The 12,745-nt window shown below is 61.1% G+C and carries 14 protein-coding genes and 1 pseudogene; 9 read left to right on the forward strand and 6 right to left on the reverse strand.

Annotated features, from left to right (window positions below; genetic code table 11):
- Positions 1–163: 163 nt before the first annotated feature.
- Complete coding sequence (locus tag CVO77_RS18570; protein WP_192878844.1) at positions 164–463, reverse strand: hypothetical protein; 300 nt, start codon at positions 461–463, stop codon at positions 164–166.
- A gap of 30 nt (positions 464–493) precedes the next feature.
- On the opposite strand from CVO77_RS18570, the pseudogene CVO77_RS18575 reads away from it, so the two are divergent.
- From CVO77_RS18575 to CVO77_RS18605, 8 genes and pseudogenes are all read left to right on the forward strand, one after another.
- Positions 494–1,424: pseudogene (locus tag CVO77_RS18575) on the forward strand (fumarylacetoacetate hydrolase family protein); the annotation flags it as partial.
- Between the two features lie 293 nt (positions 1,425–1,717).
- Positions 1,718–2,194: a hypothetical protein gene (locus CVO77_RS21085; protein WP_146130904.1), complete on the forward strand. Its 477-nt coding sequence runs from the start codon at positions 1,718–1,720 to the stop codon at positions 2,192–2,194.
- A gap of 180 nt (positions 2,195–2,374) precedes the next feature.
- A complete protein-coding gene (locus tag CVO77_RS21965) occupies positions 2,375–2,881 on the forward strand; it encodes an aminotransferase class V-fold PLP-dependent enzyme (protein ID WP_420822549.1) in 507 nt (168 codons plus the stop codon).
- Positions 2,803–3,303 carry a hypothetical protein gene (locus CVO77_RS21090; RefSeq protein ID WP_146130905.1) on the forward strand — a complete coding sequence of 167 codons (501 nt, stop codon included), beginning with the start codon at positions 2,803–2,805 and terminating at the stop codon, positions 3,301–3,303. The genes CVO77_RS21965 and CVO77_RS21090 overlap by 79 nt, the downstream gene beginning before the upstream one ends.
- Before the next feature lie 10 nt (positions 3,304–3,313).
- Complete coding sequence (locus CVO77_RS18595) at positions 3,314–3,748, forward strand: SRPBCC family protein (RefSeq protein WP_106000348.1); 435 nt, start codon at positions 3,314–3,316, stop codon at positions 3,746–3,748.
- 108 nt (positions 3,749–3,856) lie between these two features.
- Complete coding sequence (locus CVO77_RS21970; protein WP_420822550.1) at positions 3,857–3,997, forward strand: hypothetical protein; 141 nt, start codon at positions 3,857–3,859, stop codon at positions 3,995–3,997.
- Between the two features lie 628 nt (positions 3,998–4,625).
- On the forward strand, positions 4,626–4,856 hold the full coding sequence (locus tag CVO77_RS21835) for a type IV toxin-antitoxin system AbiEi family antitoxin domain-containing protein (protein WP_275541974.1): 231 nt from the start codon (positions 4,626–4,628) through the stop codon (positions 4,854–4,856).
- A 111-nt stretch (positions 4,857–4,967) separates the two neighbouring features.
- Positions 4,968–5,231 carry a hypothetical protein gene (locus CVO77_RS18605; protein ID WP_197709653.1) on the forward strand — a complete coding sequence of 88 codons (264 nt, stop codon included), beginning with the start codon at positions 4,968–4,970 and terminating at the stop codon, positions 5,229–5,231.
- 166 nt (positions 5,232–5,397) lie between these two features.
- Here CVO77_RS18605 and CVO77_RS18615 read toward each other — a convergent pair whose 3' ends face one another.
- Genes CVO77_RS18615 through CVO77_RS18635 form a run of 5 tightly spaced genes read right to left on the reverse strand, consistent with a single transcriptional unit; the run spans position 5,398 to position 11,642 of the window.
- Positions 5,398–6,573, reverse strand: coding sequence for an acyl-CoA dehydrogenase family protein (locus CVO77_RS18615; RefSeq protein WP_106000350.1), 1,176 nt, complete (start codon positions 6,571–6,573; stop codon positions 5,398–5,400).
- Position 6,574: 1 nt separating this feature from the next.
- Positions 6,575–7,822, reverse strand: a complete 1,248-nt coding sequence (locus tag CVO77_RS18620; RefSeq protein WP_106000351.1) for an acetyl-CoA hydrolase/transferase C-terminal domain-containing protein — start codon at positions 7,820–7,822, stop codon at positions 6,575–6,577.
- A 6-nt stretch (positions 7,823–7,828) separates the two neighbouring features.
- A complete protein-coding gene (locus CVO77_RS18625; protein ID WP_106000352.1) occupies positions 7,829–8,965 on the reverse strand; it encodes an acyl-CoA dehydrogenase family protein in 1,137 nt (378 codons plus the stop codon).
- Positions 8,966–8,976: 11 nt separating this feature from the next.
- Positions 8,977–10,176, reverse strand: coding sequence for an acetyl-CoA acetyltransferase (locus CVO77_RS18630; RefSeq protein ID WP_106000353.1), 1,200 nt, complete (start codon positions 10,174–10,176; stop codon positions 8,977–8,979).
- An 11-nt stretch (positions 10,177–10,187) separates the two neighbouring features.
- A complete protein-coding gene (locus CVO77_RS18635) occupies positions 10,188–11,642 on the reverse strand; it encodes an OB-fold domain-containing protein (protein ID WP_106000354.1) in 1,455 nt (484 codons plus the stop codon).
- Positions 11,643–11,931: 289 nt separating this feature from the next.
- Here CVO77_RS18635 and CVO77_RS18640 point away from each other — a divergent pair, with 289 nt between their 5' ends.
- Positions 11,932–12,717, forward strand: coding sequence for an IclR family transcriptional regulator (locus CVO77_RS18640; RefSeq protein WP_106000355.1), 786 nt, complete (start codon positions 11,932–11,934; stop codon positions 12,715–12,717).
- Positions 12,718–12,745: the final 28 nt, after the last annotated feature.

Consider the following 12,745-nt stretch of genomic DNA (forward strand, 5'->3'; position numbering starts at 1 on the left):
TCCAAGTCGTAGCTGGCGGCGAGACGGCCGCCCGAAACCTGTCGTTTGCACATGTGCACGGCGCCGGCATGGGTACCGACCGCTCAAGCCCGAGCGATAAGGATCGCGCCGATCTGGAAAGTTCTTGCACCCAGGCCCGCGTCGCTGCGGACCGCAACGACCCTCAATCTGGGCGCGGCGCGGAACGGGCGAGCTGCGCGAGCGGAACGCATTTTTCTCTTTTCACAAATTCGGTGCGGTCCGCCTCAGATGGCAGCAGGTAGAGGATGTGAAGCGGGAGGTTCGCGCCTGACACGTGAATCTCGCCCTTGAGCTGCGACAGCGCGCCGCCGCCCGGACCCACGATCAGGATGTCGATGTCCTCGCCGATCCGGAGCAGGATAGAGCCGAACATATAGGATTCAAATTGTTGGGGCGATCCGCAGCTATCGAGCAGTAGAGCGGCGATCTCCGGGGCGGTCATCAGGCTGATTTCAGATACTCCTTCAGGTCTTATGCCGACGCGGGCCAGATCGTCCCGACGATGCAGGCTGCGCTCGACAATTGGGCTTATGCCGCTCCCCGCCTCGCGGCGCTGGCCGAGGATCTCAACCATGACGCGATCCCGAAGGACCGCTTTCACGAACATGATGCCGCGTCGCCGCTGCCGCGTGCTTATCAGTGGGCCGACGGCAGCGCTTATATGAACCATGTCGCGCCGGTGCGGCAGGCGCGCGGCGCCGACATGCCCGACAGTTTCTGGCACGATCCGCTCATGTACCAGGGCGGCAGCGATGCCTTCCTGGCTCCGCGCGACCCGATCCCGCTCGGCGACCCCGCGTGGGGCTGTGACATGGAGGCCGAAGTGGTCGTCGTGACGGGGGACGTGCCCAAGGGTATCGATGCCGCTGCCGCGCGCGAGACGATCCTGCTCGTCGGGCTGACCAATGACGTGTCGCTGCGCGGGCTGATCCCTGCGGAACTCGCGAAGGGCTTCGGTTTCTTTCAGTCGAAGCCGTCGAGCGCCATGTCGCCGGTGTTCGTGACGCCCGAGGCGCTTGGTGATCGCTGGAAGGACGGCAAGCTGCACGGCCTTGTCGGTAGACCTGAACGGCCAGCCGCTTGGGCGCGCCGACGCGGGCGTCGACATGACGTTCGATTTCGGCGCGCTGATCGCCCATGCGGCAAAGACACGCGATCTGGGCGCCTGCACGATCATCGGGTTCGGCACGGTCTCGAACCGCGATACCGACGGCGCTCCGGGCAAGTCGATCGCTGCGGGCGGTTTGGGCTATAGCTGCCCGGCAGAAGTCCGGACGGTCGAAACGATCCAGCGGGGCGAACCCAAGACGCCGTTCATGCAAAAGGGCGATACGGTTCGCATCTGGATGGACGATGATCGACATCACAACATCTTCGGCGCGATCGAACAGAGCGTAGCCTGACAGGAGGAGAGGGCGGAATTGCGTCCATCCTCGATCATTTCTGGCGTTGCCGATATTGGGAGCGAATATGCCGCCGGACATTGCGTCGCTCCGCGAACAAGCCGCCGGGCCAGGCTTGGCGTGAAGAGCATTGTGGATGAACATGATCAACGCTGCGGTCGTCTTGGCGGGCAAGCTGCCGGCCACCACAGTGGTCGTCGCACACGCTGAAGCATCTCACCATATAGGCGTTGACATTATGATATTATGGACGAATTGTCACATGCATTGCCGCCCCGTCAGGGCGAGGGAGGGTGTTTCATGAAGTGGTCGTCAAAACGCGTAGCCAGCCGGAAGTCTCGTTCAAGGTGCGGCCGCATAAACTCTCGCGCCGTGATGTGTACAATGCCGTGATGTGTACAATATTGGCGGCAAGCGTCCTCTCGACGACGCCAACGGAGTCTTGGGCGCTGAATCCTGGAACCGCGGACCCCGGTGCGCCCGATCAGTTCACTTGGCTCGCGAAGGCGCGAGATCCAAAGGCCCTCGAGTGGGCGGCCGAGCAGTCTGAAAAGACGATGGAACGCCTGACTTCCAGCCCTGAATATCCCAAGATCGTGGCCGAAATCCAGGAAGCGCGATCGGCGAGTTCGCCTACACCGAGCTTTTATCTGCTCGAAGACAAGATCGTCCGCTTTGTACGCAATAACGAGCATAAGGCTGGTGCCTTCTACGTTGCGCCGCGCTCCGCGTTTGCCGATAGGGCTCGTGCTGGACGTGGACGCTCTTAACGTCCGCGAGAACAAGCGCTATGAGGTCGTGTTCCTGAACCTCAACGTTCAATGTTTGCCGCAGAACGATCGATGCCTCATCCCCTTTGGCGATGGAGGTTCCTCTTTCGTCGAATATCGCGAATTCGATTTTTCGACGGGACAATTCGTTGAGGGCGGGTTTCACAGTCCACCAATCTGATTGCAGCGGGGCTCGGCCTCGGACCGGGCCGCGGGGTCGTGAGCGATTCGCTCCATTATGACGGTGCGCTGGTGCTTTACGGCGAGCTCGCAAAACGCGGCATGCCACTCAAGGTGCTCGCTCCGCGCAATCACAAGATAGATTATGATGAGCTCGACAAGGCGATCACATCCGACACCAAGCTTGTCGCGGTTTCGCATGTCTCGAGTTGGACAGGGTTCAAGCACGACTTGAAGCGCGTGTGTGAGATCGCGCATGCCAAGGGCGCTCTCGTTTATGCCGATGTCATCCAGTCGGTGGGCGCAATCCCGTTGGACGTGAAGGAGAGGCGCTGTATGACCTGCCCGACCTTGGCTTCCCCGACGAGGAACTCGCCTTCCACAGCGATATCCCGCATCTCGATCTGCTGGCCGACCCCTGGGTGTTCATGTGCAACACCACCGACTTCAATCACATCAATATTGTCCACGGTATCGAGATCGAGGGTGATGCGACAGACGACATAAACTGGCATGAGTTCGGCTATAACTACGATCTGAAAGGCAGCTTCCGCGAGACGGGTGCGGCGATCGAGTACAAGGTCGGCATCCACGGCACGAATATCTTCTACCAGATGGGCAGCGTGAACGGGCGCTGGTTCGCATTCCTCTATCCGTGCGGCATTCACCGGCCCGGTACCCTGCGAAGCTATTTCGTGATCGCGACCCAGAAGTCGGACGGCACGCCGGAGGATGACAAGCGCGTGCAAGAGACGCTGGAGTTCGCACAGGCGCTCGAAATCGCGGTGGTGGACCAAGACGTCGAGATCTTGAACACGATCCGCTTCACGCGCGGCATGTTCACGCGCAGCGACAAGGCGCTGAGCCGCTTCGTCGATTATTTGAAGACCTTCCCGCGCGCCCACCCGGGCGCCGACTATATCCGCTGAGGAGAGAGCCATGTTGTGGGTCGAAATCGCACGGCGGATCGAGGCGCCCGCCGATAAGGTCTGGCAATTCACCGGCGATTTCGCCGGTACCGTCCTGACACGCGGCTATGTCGCGCGGGTCGAGACGACTGGCAAGGGCATCGGTGCGCTCCGCACCTATCATCTCGATCCGGCAATCGGCGGCGGGGCGGTCGTCGAACGGCTCGTCGAGCTCGACGATGTCGAACGCGTCATCACCTATGACATGGTCGACTATGGCCCGCTGCCCTGGGCCGATTATGGCGGGCGGATCCAAGTGACACCAGCGGGCCCCGACGCGTGCATCTTCGTCATCCGTACCCATTTCTTCCCGCTCGATTCCGAAAAGGGCGAGGAACTTCGCGGCCTTTCGCGCAGCAATATCGAGATGTACATCGCCAATCTCGAAGCCGCTCTCGGCCTCTGACCCGTCGTTGAGAGATGACGATGTGCTGGTTTCCCGGCCGGTCTGGCCAGGCCCGCAGCGGCGGCGCGCGGCGGGCTTGTCAGCTCGCATGATTGCGATCTCGCGATCATCGGCGGCGGAATCGTCGGCCTGACCGCGGCGGAGCTCGCGAGCCGCCTAAGCTTGCGCGTCATTTTGGCCGAGGCGGGTGCCATCGGCAGCGGCGTATTGGCGCAACGTGCTAGGTGTCCTGCCGATCTTGTGGATTAGCGTCGAAAGTGGGACTCCGACAAATTCGAGAACGATCTAAAAACAAACGGCAATATATGCTGCGCCTTTGAATCAATCGGCGCGACTAGGACCTCTCGACCCTCAATATTATGCTTTTTGTTCAAGGCCATATAGCGACTATCCAAGGGGCCCCGCTTTCGACGCCGGTTCACAAGCCCGCCGGAATTGCACACTATTTGCTGGTAGAATATCGCGAGACCCGGCGCAGCGGACCGCTCGAACGATTGACCAGGAGGACGGCTGGAGAGCGCCGTGAGAGGCAGCGGGATTGAACTGCAGATTATCGACAGGAAATGCTGACGGGGCTTAGAATCGGCTTTTGAAATGCGATTGAAAGATCGGTCCCAGTCGCAGGGCGATGATATTTCCTTCCGCGCGATAGAACGCAGCGAATTTATTTTGTGGGGATGGATGTGGGGTCAATTTGATGACCGTCCTAAAAATCATCTAAATTCAACGCTTTAGATGCTATAATTGGCTCCCCGACGACGGTGGTGACGAGTACCTGTGGTCGGAAGACCTTGAAAAACCACAGAAACATAGGCGTACTCCAGCGAAGGTTGCTTTGGAGGGCTCCAAGCACTCGAAACCGCAACCCCGATTATCATTGCGGGAGTGTGCAATTGATCTGGCCGAACGGAGTGGAATTGTCCGGACCAAAGATTTGGAGGCCATCGGCGTTCCCCGGCAATATCCTCCCATGATGTGCAGGGAAGGGCTTCTTGTCCGAGTGGGCTATGGTGTCTACAGAGCCGCCGCCAAAGACAGCAGGCCAGAGGAATCAGGCACCTCGCCAATGACAGAACACGACAAACCGTCCGATTTTTACTCCGAATGAGGGCTACGCGTTTTCGAACAGGTCGCTTCTCGACGCCCCCATGCTCTTCATCTCTCTCATTGGTCCGAAGCCCTCAGTCGACAATGCCGTCGCGCTTTCTATCCTGATGCCATGGAGCGGAAATTTCAGATCATTGATGGGCGTGCTGTGTGGAGCGACATCGCCGTGACGGAATATGACCTGCTCGATTATTATAGCCCGGCGCGCAGACGGCGGGATGTCAAGGAATGGACGGTTGTTGACGACCTTCCGGACATCATGCCGATCGACGCTCAGCTTCTCGACATTCTCGAAATATGGTTTGGTGACATATTGGACGACCTCTTGGCCGAAGGCTCGAGCCGTGAGCACGGTGACCATGCTCACGGGGATTAGGAGTTATCGGTCAGACCCGTGACCGGATGAGCAGGTGCGGATATCCTGATTCGCCCATTCTTGCAGATCCGGGATGGAATACACCACGCGGCCACCAAGCTTTCGATACCGCGGACCGGTTCCGTAAAGTCAGTGCTTTTCCATCGTTCGCGGGGGAGCAGCGTTGTCAAAAACTCTTCGGCAGCTTCAGCACATGCGTCGCGACATGGCTCAATATCAGGTTCGTGCTGATCGGCGCGACCTGGTAGAGCCGGGTCTCGCGGAACTTGCGTTCGATGTCATATTCCTCGGCGAAGCCGAAGCCGCCGTGGGTCTGGATGCACATATCGGCGGCATACCAGCTCGCCTCCGACGCGAGCATTTTTGCCATATTGGCTTCGGTGCCGCACGGCTCGCCCGCCTCGAACAGCGCCGCCGCCTGATCGACCATCGCCGCCGCCGCCGATAGCTGGACATGCGCGCGGGCGATCGGGAACTGAATGCCTTGATTTTCGCCGATCGGCCGCCCGAACACTTCGCGTCCCGAAGCATAGGCGCTGGCGCGATCGATGAAGAAGCGTCCGTCGCCGATACATTCGCTCGCGATCAGGATGCGTTCGGCGTTCATGCCGTCGAGGATATATTTGAAACCCTTGCCTTCCTCGCCGATCAGGTTCGCGGCGGGGACGCGTAAATCGTCGAAGAACAGCTCGGTCGTCGCATGGTTGAGCATCGTGCGCACCGGCCGGATGGTCAGGCCGTTGCCCGCCGCCTCGCGCATGTCGACGAGCAGGACGCTCATGCCGTCGGATGATTTGGCGACCTGGTCGCGCGGGGTGGTGCGGACGAGCAGGACCATCAGGTCGCTATGTTCGGCGCGACTGATCCAGATTTTCTGTCCATTGACGACATAATCGTCGCCCCCCGCCTTCGCGAGGGCAGGCGCGCGGCGCGCGAAGGTCTTGATCCGCGTCGTGTCGGTTCCGCTCGTTGGCTCGGTGACGCCAAAGGCCTGGAGGCGCAGTTCGCCGCTGGCGATGCCGGGCAGATAGCGCTGCTTCTGCTCGGGCGACCCATGCTTCAGGATCGTGCCCATCGTGTACATCTGTGCGTGGCACGCGCCGCCGTTGCAGCCCGAGCGGTGAATCTCCTCGAGGATCGCGGTTGCCGCCGACAGGCCGAGCCCGGCCCCGCCATACTCTTCGGGGACGAGGACCGAGAGGAAGCCCGAGCTGGTCAGCGTGCGGACAAACTCGGTCGGATAGATGCGGTCGCGGTCGAGCGCCTGCCAATAGGAGCCGGGAAAATCGGCGCAGAGACGGCGGACCGATTCACGGATTTCGAGGTGCGACGGTTCGAGCATATTATATCCTGACGAGGTGTGACCCATTTATTTGCCGCCACCGATTTTCGAGCATATTGCGGTGTGCAGGCGCTGCGATCGCAATGAGCGCGGCGGCACGTTCATCGACGGAGCGGCCCAGCAGTTCGGCGACCCCATATTCCGTGACGACCGTGTCAATGTCGCTGCGGGGGATCGATACGGTCGGGACGTCGAGGCGCGGTACGATGCGCGAAACTGTCCCTTCGCTGGCGGTGGCGCGTAGCGCCGTGATCGAGCGCCCCCCGCGCGACTGGATAGCCGCACGCGAGAAGTCGGGCGCACCGCCTACGCCGCTGACCTGCGTCGCTCTCTGCCACTCCAGATTGACCTGTCCGAAGAGATCGACCTCCAACGCGGAATTGATCGCGGTGAAAGCGTCGAGCCGGGCGAGGGCGACGCTGTCGTGACTTCGCGTTACCGGTACCATCTCAATCAGGTCAGAGTTCGCCAGCCAAGCATAAAAGCCCGCATCGCCGACCGCGATCCCCGTTTGATGCGGGCCGTCCGGGCGCAGCGCTCCGGCTTCGGTCAGCGCGCGGACTGCGGGCGTGATCATCCCCGACGCGATGGTGAGATCGCGGTGTCCCGACAGAAAGCGCCATGTCGCGCCCGGAATGCCGCCAATTCCGCATTGTATCGCGGCGCAGTCGGGAATCAGCGCTGCGACCGACGCCGCGATTGCTTGGACAATCGGGTCGCTTATTTGATCATCCCCAGTGACGGGCGGTGCATCGATCTCGACGACAAGATCCGCATCGGCCAGCGTGAGGTACGGCGCACGTGCGATCGATGGCATGCGGGCGTTGACGACCAGCACGCGGAATTTCGCCCTTGGCCAGACGAGCGGGGCGAAATCGGCTGAAATACCAAGCGAACAGCGACCATCAGTTTGCGGCAACGCGGCATGTGCGATCGCGATATCGGGCACATAGTCTTCAGCGAGATAGCGCCCCGTCGCGCTGTAGCAGAGCGGCAGGATGCGCAGCCGTCCCGCCGCAGCCGACGCACTGAGCGCCGGCGACATCATGAAGGCGGTGAGCCGAGCATTGGAGTGAAGCGCGGCATAGTCGGTCCGATTGATTCCGGGAAGCAGCGCCGACGTGATCTCGACGCCCGCAAGGCTTCCAGGGTCGACCGCGAGCGCCCGCGCCAACGGCAGAATCTCGCCGGTGCCGCCGGGCAAATAGACGCGTCGACCCGGCGCGAAGCAATCGAGAAGGCGGTCCATCGGCAACTAGAGCGTTCGAGCGATCAGTTCGCGCATGATCTCGTTCGAACCGCCGGCAATTCGCATATAGCGCGAATCCGAATAGGTGCGCCCGATCAGATATTCGCGCGTGAAGCCGTATCCGCCGTGCATCTGGACGCAATCGTCGAGCAGCCGCATCAAAAGGTCAGTCGCCTGAAATTTGGCGACCGCGGCGGCATTCGCGTCGAGTTTTCCTTCGACCACCAGTTCGATACAGCGGTCGACAAAGACACGCATTACCTGCGTTTGTGCGTGCCAGTCGGCGAGCTTGAAGCGCGTATGCTGCATGTCGAACAGCGCCTGGCCGAACGCCTGACGGTCACGCGTATAATCGGTCGTCCAGCGGATTGCATGTTCGCACAATGCCGCCGCACGGATCGCGATGCTTGTTCGCTCCCATGCCAATTCCTGCATCAAACAGATGAAGCCGCGGTCGACTTCGCCAAGCACATTGGTGGCGGGCACGCGGACGTCGTCGAAGAAAAGTTCGGCAGTATCCTGCGCGTGCAGGCCAATCTTGTCGAGCTTGCGGCCGCGCTTGAAACCTGGCCGGTCGCCCTCGACCAGGAGCAGGGTGACGCCCTTGGCGCCCGCCCCCTGCGTCGTCCGCGCGGCGACAACGATCAGGTCGGCGAGATGGCCGTTCGAGATGAAGGTCTTTTGCCCGTTGATGATATAGTCGTCACCGTCGCGCACCGCCGAAGTGCGGAGTGCGGCAAGATCGGATCCGCCGCTCGGTTCGGTCATCGCCACTGCACCAATCACCTCGCCGCGCGCCATGGGCGGCAGCCAGCGGAGTTTCTGTTCTTCGGTCCCGTAATGGAGCAGATAAGGCGCGACGATTTCGGAATGCAGCGGGAAATTGGGTCCGCTGAGGTTGTTGCGCGCCAGTTCCTCGATCAGGATCGTCGGATACAGCCGGTCAAGCCCTGCGCCGCCATATTGTTCGGGGATCGTCATGCACAACAGCGACTCCTTGCCTGCGGCAAGCCAGGCGCTGCGGTCGACGATACCCTGTTCCTCCCAGCGCGCATGGTGCGGCGCAATCTCACGTTCGAGGAAGCGCCGCACCGATTCGCGGAAGATATTATGCTCGTCGCTGAAAAGCGTCCGCTCGATCATCTCCTCGCCCGTCAGTTCATGCCGACGATGGCGACGGCGCAGACATTCAGGTTCGGGAAGCCGCCAAGATTGTGCGACAGCGCATTGACGGGCGGGGTCGCCCGCTGACGTTCGCCCGCGCGTCCCAGCAACTGGAGGTAGTTTTCATAGATCATCCGGATGCCTGACGCGCCGATCGGGTGGCCAAAGCATTTCAGCCCGCCGTCGATCTGGCAGGGAATGGCACCATCGGCGTCAAACTTGCCGTCCATGACATCATAGACTGCGCGGCCCTCGTCGCTGAGGCCGAGGTCTTCCATCGTCACCAGTTCGGTAATCGAGAAGCAATCGTGGACCTCGGTCAGACTGATGTCCTTGCGCGGGTCGGTGATGCCTGCTTCCTTATAGGCGCGCGCCGCGGCGATACGCGTGGTGTGAAAGTAGCTTCCATCCCATCCCGATCCTTCGGCTTCCCAGCCGTTCGATGCCGCAACCTGCAGCGCCTTGACGGTGACAAGGTCGGTCTTGCCCAGTCGCCGGGCGATTTCGGGTGTGGTCACGATTACGCATGCCGCGCCATCGGAGACACCGCAACAATCGAACAGCCCGAGCGGTTCGGCGATCATCGGCGCATTCATCGCCTGTTCCTCGGTGATCGGCTTGCGCAAGTGCGCCTTGGGATTTTTCGCGCCGTTCGCGTGGCTCTTGACCGAAACATGGGCGATAGCGCGTTTCAGATCGTCACGCTTCACACCGTGCTTGGCGCCATAGGCCGAGGCGATCTGGGCGAATTGCCCAGGTGCAGTGCTGTTCGCCAGCGTGGCGTCGGGGAATGCGCCCCGAGGCCGCGCTGGCAGACCTCCATAGCCCGTGTCCTTGAGCTTCTCGACCCCCATCGCCAGCGCGATGTCGCAGGCGCCGCTTGCCACGGCGTAGACCGCGCCGCGGAAGGATTCGGTCCCCGATGCACAATAATTCTCGACCTTGGTGCACGGAATATTCGGTAGCCGCAGCGCCACCGACAGCGGTACTCCTGACGGTCCGATACTGGCCGTGTCGAGGCCAACACCCAGCCAGGCGGCGTCGATCTGCGTCACGTCGATACCCGCATCCTCGATGGCTTCCAGAAACGCTTCGACCATCAGGCCACTTGCGTCCATGTCCCACCGCTCGCCGAAGCGCGAGCAACCCATGCCCAGAATAGCAACCCTGTCCTTGATGCCGCTTGCCATGATCTTTCGCCTTATGTTGCGGCCCGGTAATCGGGCACCGCTTTCCAGAAATAATGTTTGAAACCGCGCTCGACGTCGTGGCGCTTGAGGCGGAACATCATCCGCATCGGCTGTCCGATCTCGAGCGTGTCGGGATCGACATCGGTGAAATCGACCGTCATCCGCCCGCCACCCTCGAATTCGATGAGGCCGTAACAGCCAGGTGGATCGGGTGTGTAGACGAGGCTGTCGGCGGTGAAGCTTGCGATGCGGGCGCGGCGCTCGGCGAGCGGATATTCTTCCTGCGTGCCGATGGCGCGTTCATTTTGTGCCACCGAAATGTCCGACTTCGGAAATTGTATGGTGCCGGTTTTCGTGCAGCGCCCACCGACGAGTGAAAGCAGACTTCGCCGGTGACGATAAAGCATTGAAGGCGGCGTGCGCTGATCTGCTTCGGCTCGCATGCCGCCATCAAGGGTCAACGCGCCCGTAAAGTGCAAATGGCGGATATAGCTGTCTTCGGCCTTTCGGCGGTCGAGCCAGCCCGACACGCCCATGTTCGCGGCGCGCGCGCCGATCGCGTCGGTCACGCGGAACAGCAGGACATCGCATCCCTGTCCGAACGACGCCACGAGCAGGAGTTCGCTAGGCGCCGCTTTTTCAAGCGCGTGTGCGAGCAGGATCAGCGGCTGCGCGCAGCCCGCCGTTCCGAGCCGATCCTGCAGATTGTCGCCGACTGCATCTGCCCCGATACCGGCGGCCTTGGCGACGCTTTTGTCGATTCCGCGGATCGGCGCCGCCATGATGAAGCGATCGATGGCGTCGGCGGAGACGTTAAATTTCGCCAGCGCCTCGGCAATCGCTGTCGGCATGATCTTCGCATAACCTTCGTCGCGAACCCAACGGCCTTCCCATTCATAATCCAAGCAACGGTCCGATGCGCGAAAATGATCGGCGAAATCGACGGTATGGCTATGATGTCCCACCAATTCGGCAAGACCAGCGCCTGGGCCGACGAGGATCGCCGCCGCGGCGTCCCCATAGGTCAGTTCGGCTTCCGACGCGACCTTCGCCTTGCGCCGTTCGGAGGCGAGGCAAAGCACTTCGCTTCCGCCTGCGGCACTTTCCAGCGCGGCAATCAATGCCGATGTTCCCGCCCGCTGCGATCCGGTGACGTCGAGCGCGCCGACATCATCGGACAGGTTCAGCGCTTCCTTGACGATACCCGCATTCTGCCGGTCGGCATAGGGAAGGCTGGTCGATGCAAGGATCAGTTTGCGAATCACCGACCGCCGGTCTTCGGGCAGGCAATCGCGCGCCGCCTCCACCGCCATCGTGACAGTATCTTCATCCCAGCCGGCGATTGCGCGTTCGCCGCGGGCGTGTGCGCTCAGCCCGGCATTGAACCACGATAGAGCCGCAACTGCTGCTTCGCGCTGCAAGCGCCGACGCGGCACATAGCCCCCGAAAGCGATAATCGATGCCATATTCACTCCTCTTCGCAGCAATCCATATCGCGATCGACATTAATATTCAATATGTTGTATCATGATTCTTATATATGAATATATCGGCGATGGGCTTCTTGCTGCTTTGCATCGCCGCTCGCTTCGTGAAATGCGCTTGCGCTCGCGCCCATCGCTGCATATTCACAATTTTGAATGCGTATTCGCAGGGGCGGTTTACGATGAGTGATAGGGGAATTGGCATTTCGCATGATATGGTCCTGACGCCGCGAAGTGCCGTGCCGTCCGCCCGTCGGACGAGCTAGGCGGCATGGCACGGAGCAGCGGCGCCGCCGAAGGCCTTGCCGGGCCGAAACAACTGGTCGGTTCGATCGTACACGCAATCGCGGTTTTGCGTTATTTCAGCGAAGCCGACGAGCCGCTGGGCGTCACGGCGATTGCCAAGGCGCTCGGGATCAGTCCAAGTTCCTGCTACAATATCGTGCGGACCCTGGTGTCCGAGGGGCTGCTCGAATTCGACAGCCTCCGCAAGACCTACAGCATCGGCCTCGGGACGGTCGAACTTGCGTCGCGGGCGCTCAATCGCAACGATATTTTTCCCTTCGTCCGCCAACGGCTCGAACGCATCGCCAACGAACATGAACTGACCGCCATTCTGTGGCGCGTAAGCCACGGGCGCCGGCTTGTCGTCGTCGGTGTCGTGGAATGCAACGCGGACATGCAGATCGCTGTGAAGGTTGGCTACCGCGTACCGTTGCTATCGGGCGGGGTGGGGCGCTGCATTGCGGCTTTCAGCGCGATGCCCGAGGCGGAGATGCGGGTGGAGTTCGACCGTGTCCGTAACCAGAATGAGGTTGAGTTCGACGACTATGTTCAAGAACTGCAGACGGTGCGCGAAAAGGGCTGGGCCATCGACCGCGGAACCTTCAAGAATGGAGCCATATCGGTCGCCACCCCTATCTTTGATGATCGTGGGGCCATTTCGCTTTGCATTTCCGGCGTGATGCTTGCCGCAAACCAGAGTGATGCAGCGCTCGACCGGATCGGCGCGAACCTGCGCGATCTGGCTGATTCGGTCGCCAAACGTAGCTTCTGATATTCGTTGCAATCAAGGCCTGCTTTGT

The sequence above is a fragment of the Sphingopyxis lindanitolerans genome (genome assembly GCF_002993885.1).
Taxonomy (GTDB): Bacteria; Pseudomonadota; Alphaproteobacteria; order Sphingomonadales; family Sphingomonadaceae; genus Sphingopyxis; species Sphingopyxis lindanitolerans.

What these genes read in the sequence shown, in the direction of transcription:
- CVO77_RS18570 (WP_192878844.1), bottom strand. Translation starts at nt 463, where the DNA reads ATGACCGCCCCGGAGATCGCCGCTCTACTGCTCGATAGCTGCGGATCG.
- CVO77_RS21090 (WP_146130905.1), top strand. Translation starts at nt 2,803, where the DNA reads ATGTGCAACACCACCGACTTCAATCACATCAATATTGTCCACGGTATC.
- CVO77_RS18595 (WP_106000348.1), top strand. Translation starts at nt 3,314, where the DNA reads ATGTTGTGGGTCGAAATCGCACGGCGGATCGAGGCGCCCGCCGATAAG.
- CVO77_RS18605 (WP_197709653.1), top strand. Translation starts at nt 4,968, where the DNA reads ATGGAGCGGAAATTTCAGATCATTGATGGGCGTGCTGTGTGGAGCGAC.
- CVO77_RS18615 (WP_106000350.1), bottom strand. Translation starts at nt 6,573, where the DNA reads ATGCTCGAACCGTCGCACCTCGAAATCCGTGAATCGGTCCGCCGTCTC.
- CVO77_RS18620 (WP_106000351.1), bottom strand. Translation starts at nt 7,822, where the DNA reads ATGGACCGCCTTCTCGATTGCTTCGCGCCGGGTCGACGCGTCTATTTG.
- CVO77_RS18625 (WP_106000352.1), bottom strand. Translation starts at nt 8,965, where the DNA reads ATGATCGAGCGGACGCTTTTCAGCGACGAGCATAATATCTTCCGCGAA.
- CVO77_RS18630 (WP_106000353.1), bottom strand. Translation starts at nt 10,176, where the DNA reads ATGGCAAGCGGCATCAAGGACAGGGTTGCTATTCTGGGCATGGGTTGC.
- CVO77_RS18635 (WP_106000354.1), bottom strand. Translation starts at nt 11,642, where the DNA reads ATGGCATCGATTATCGCTTTCGGGGGCTATGTGCCGCGTCGGCGCTTG.
- CVO77_RS18640 (WP_106000355.1), top strand. Translation starts at nt 11,932, where the DNA reads ATGGCACGGAGCAGCGGCGCCGCCGAAGGCCTTGCCGGGCCGAAACAA.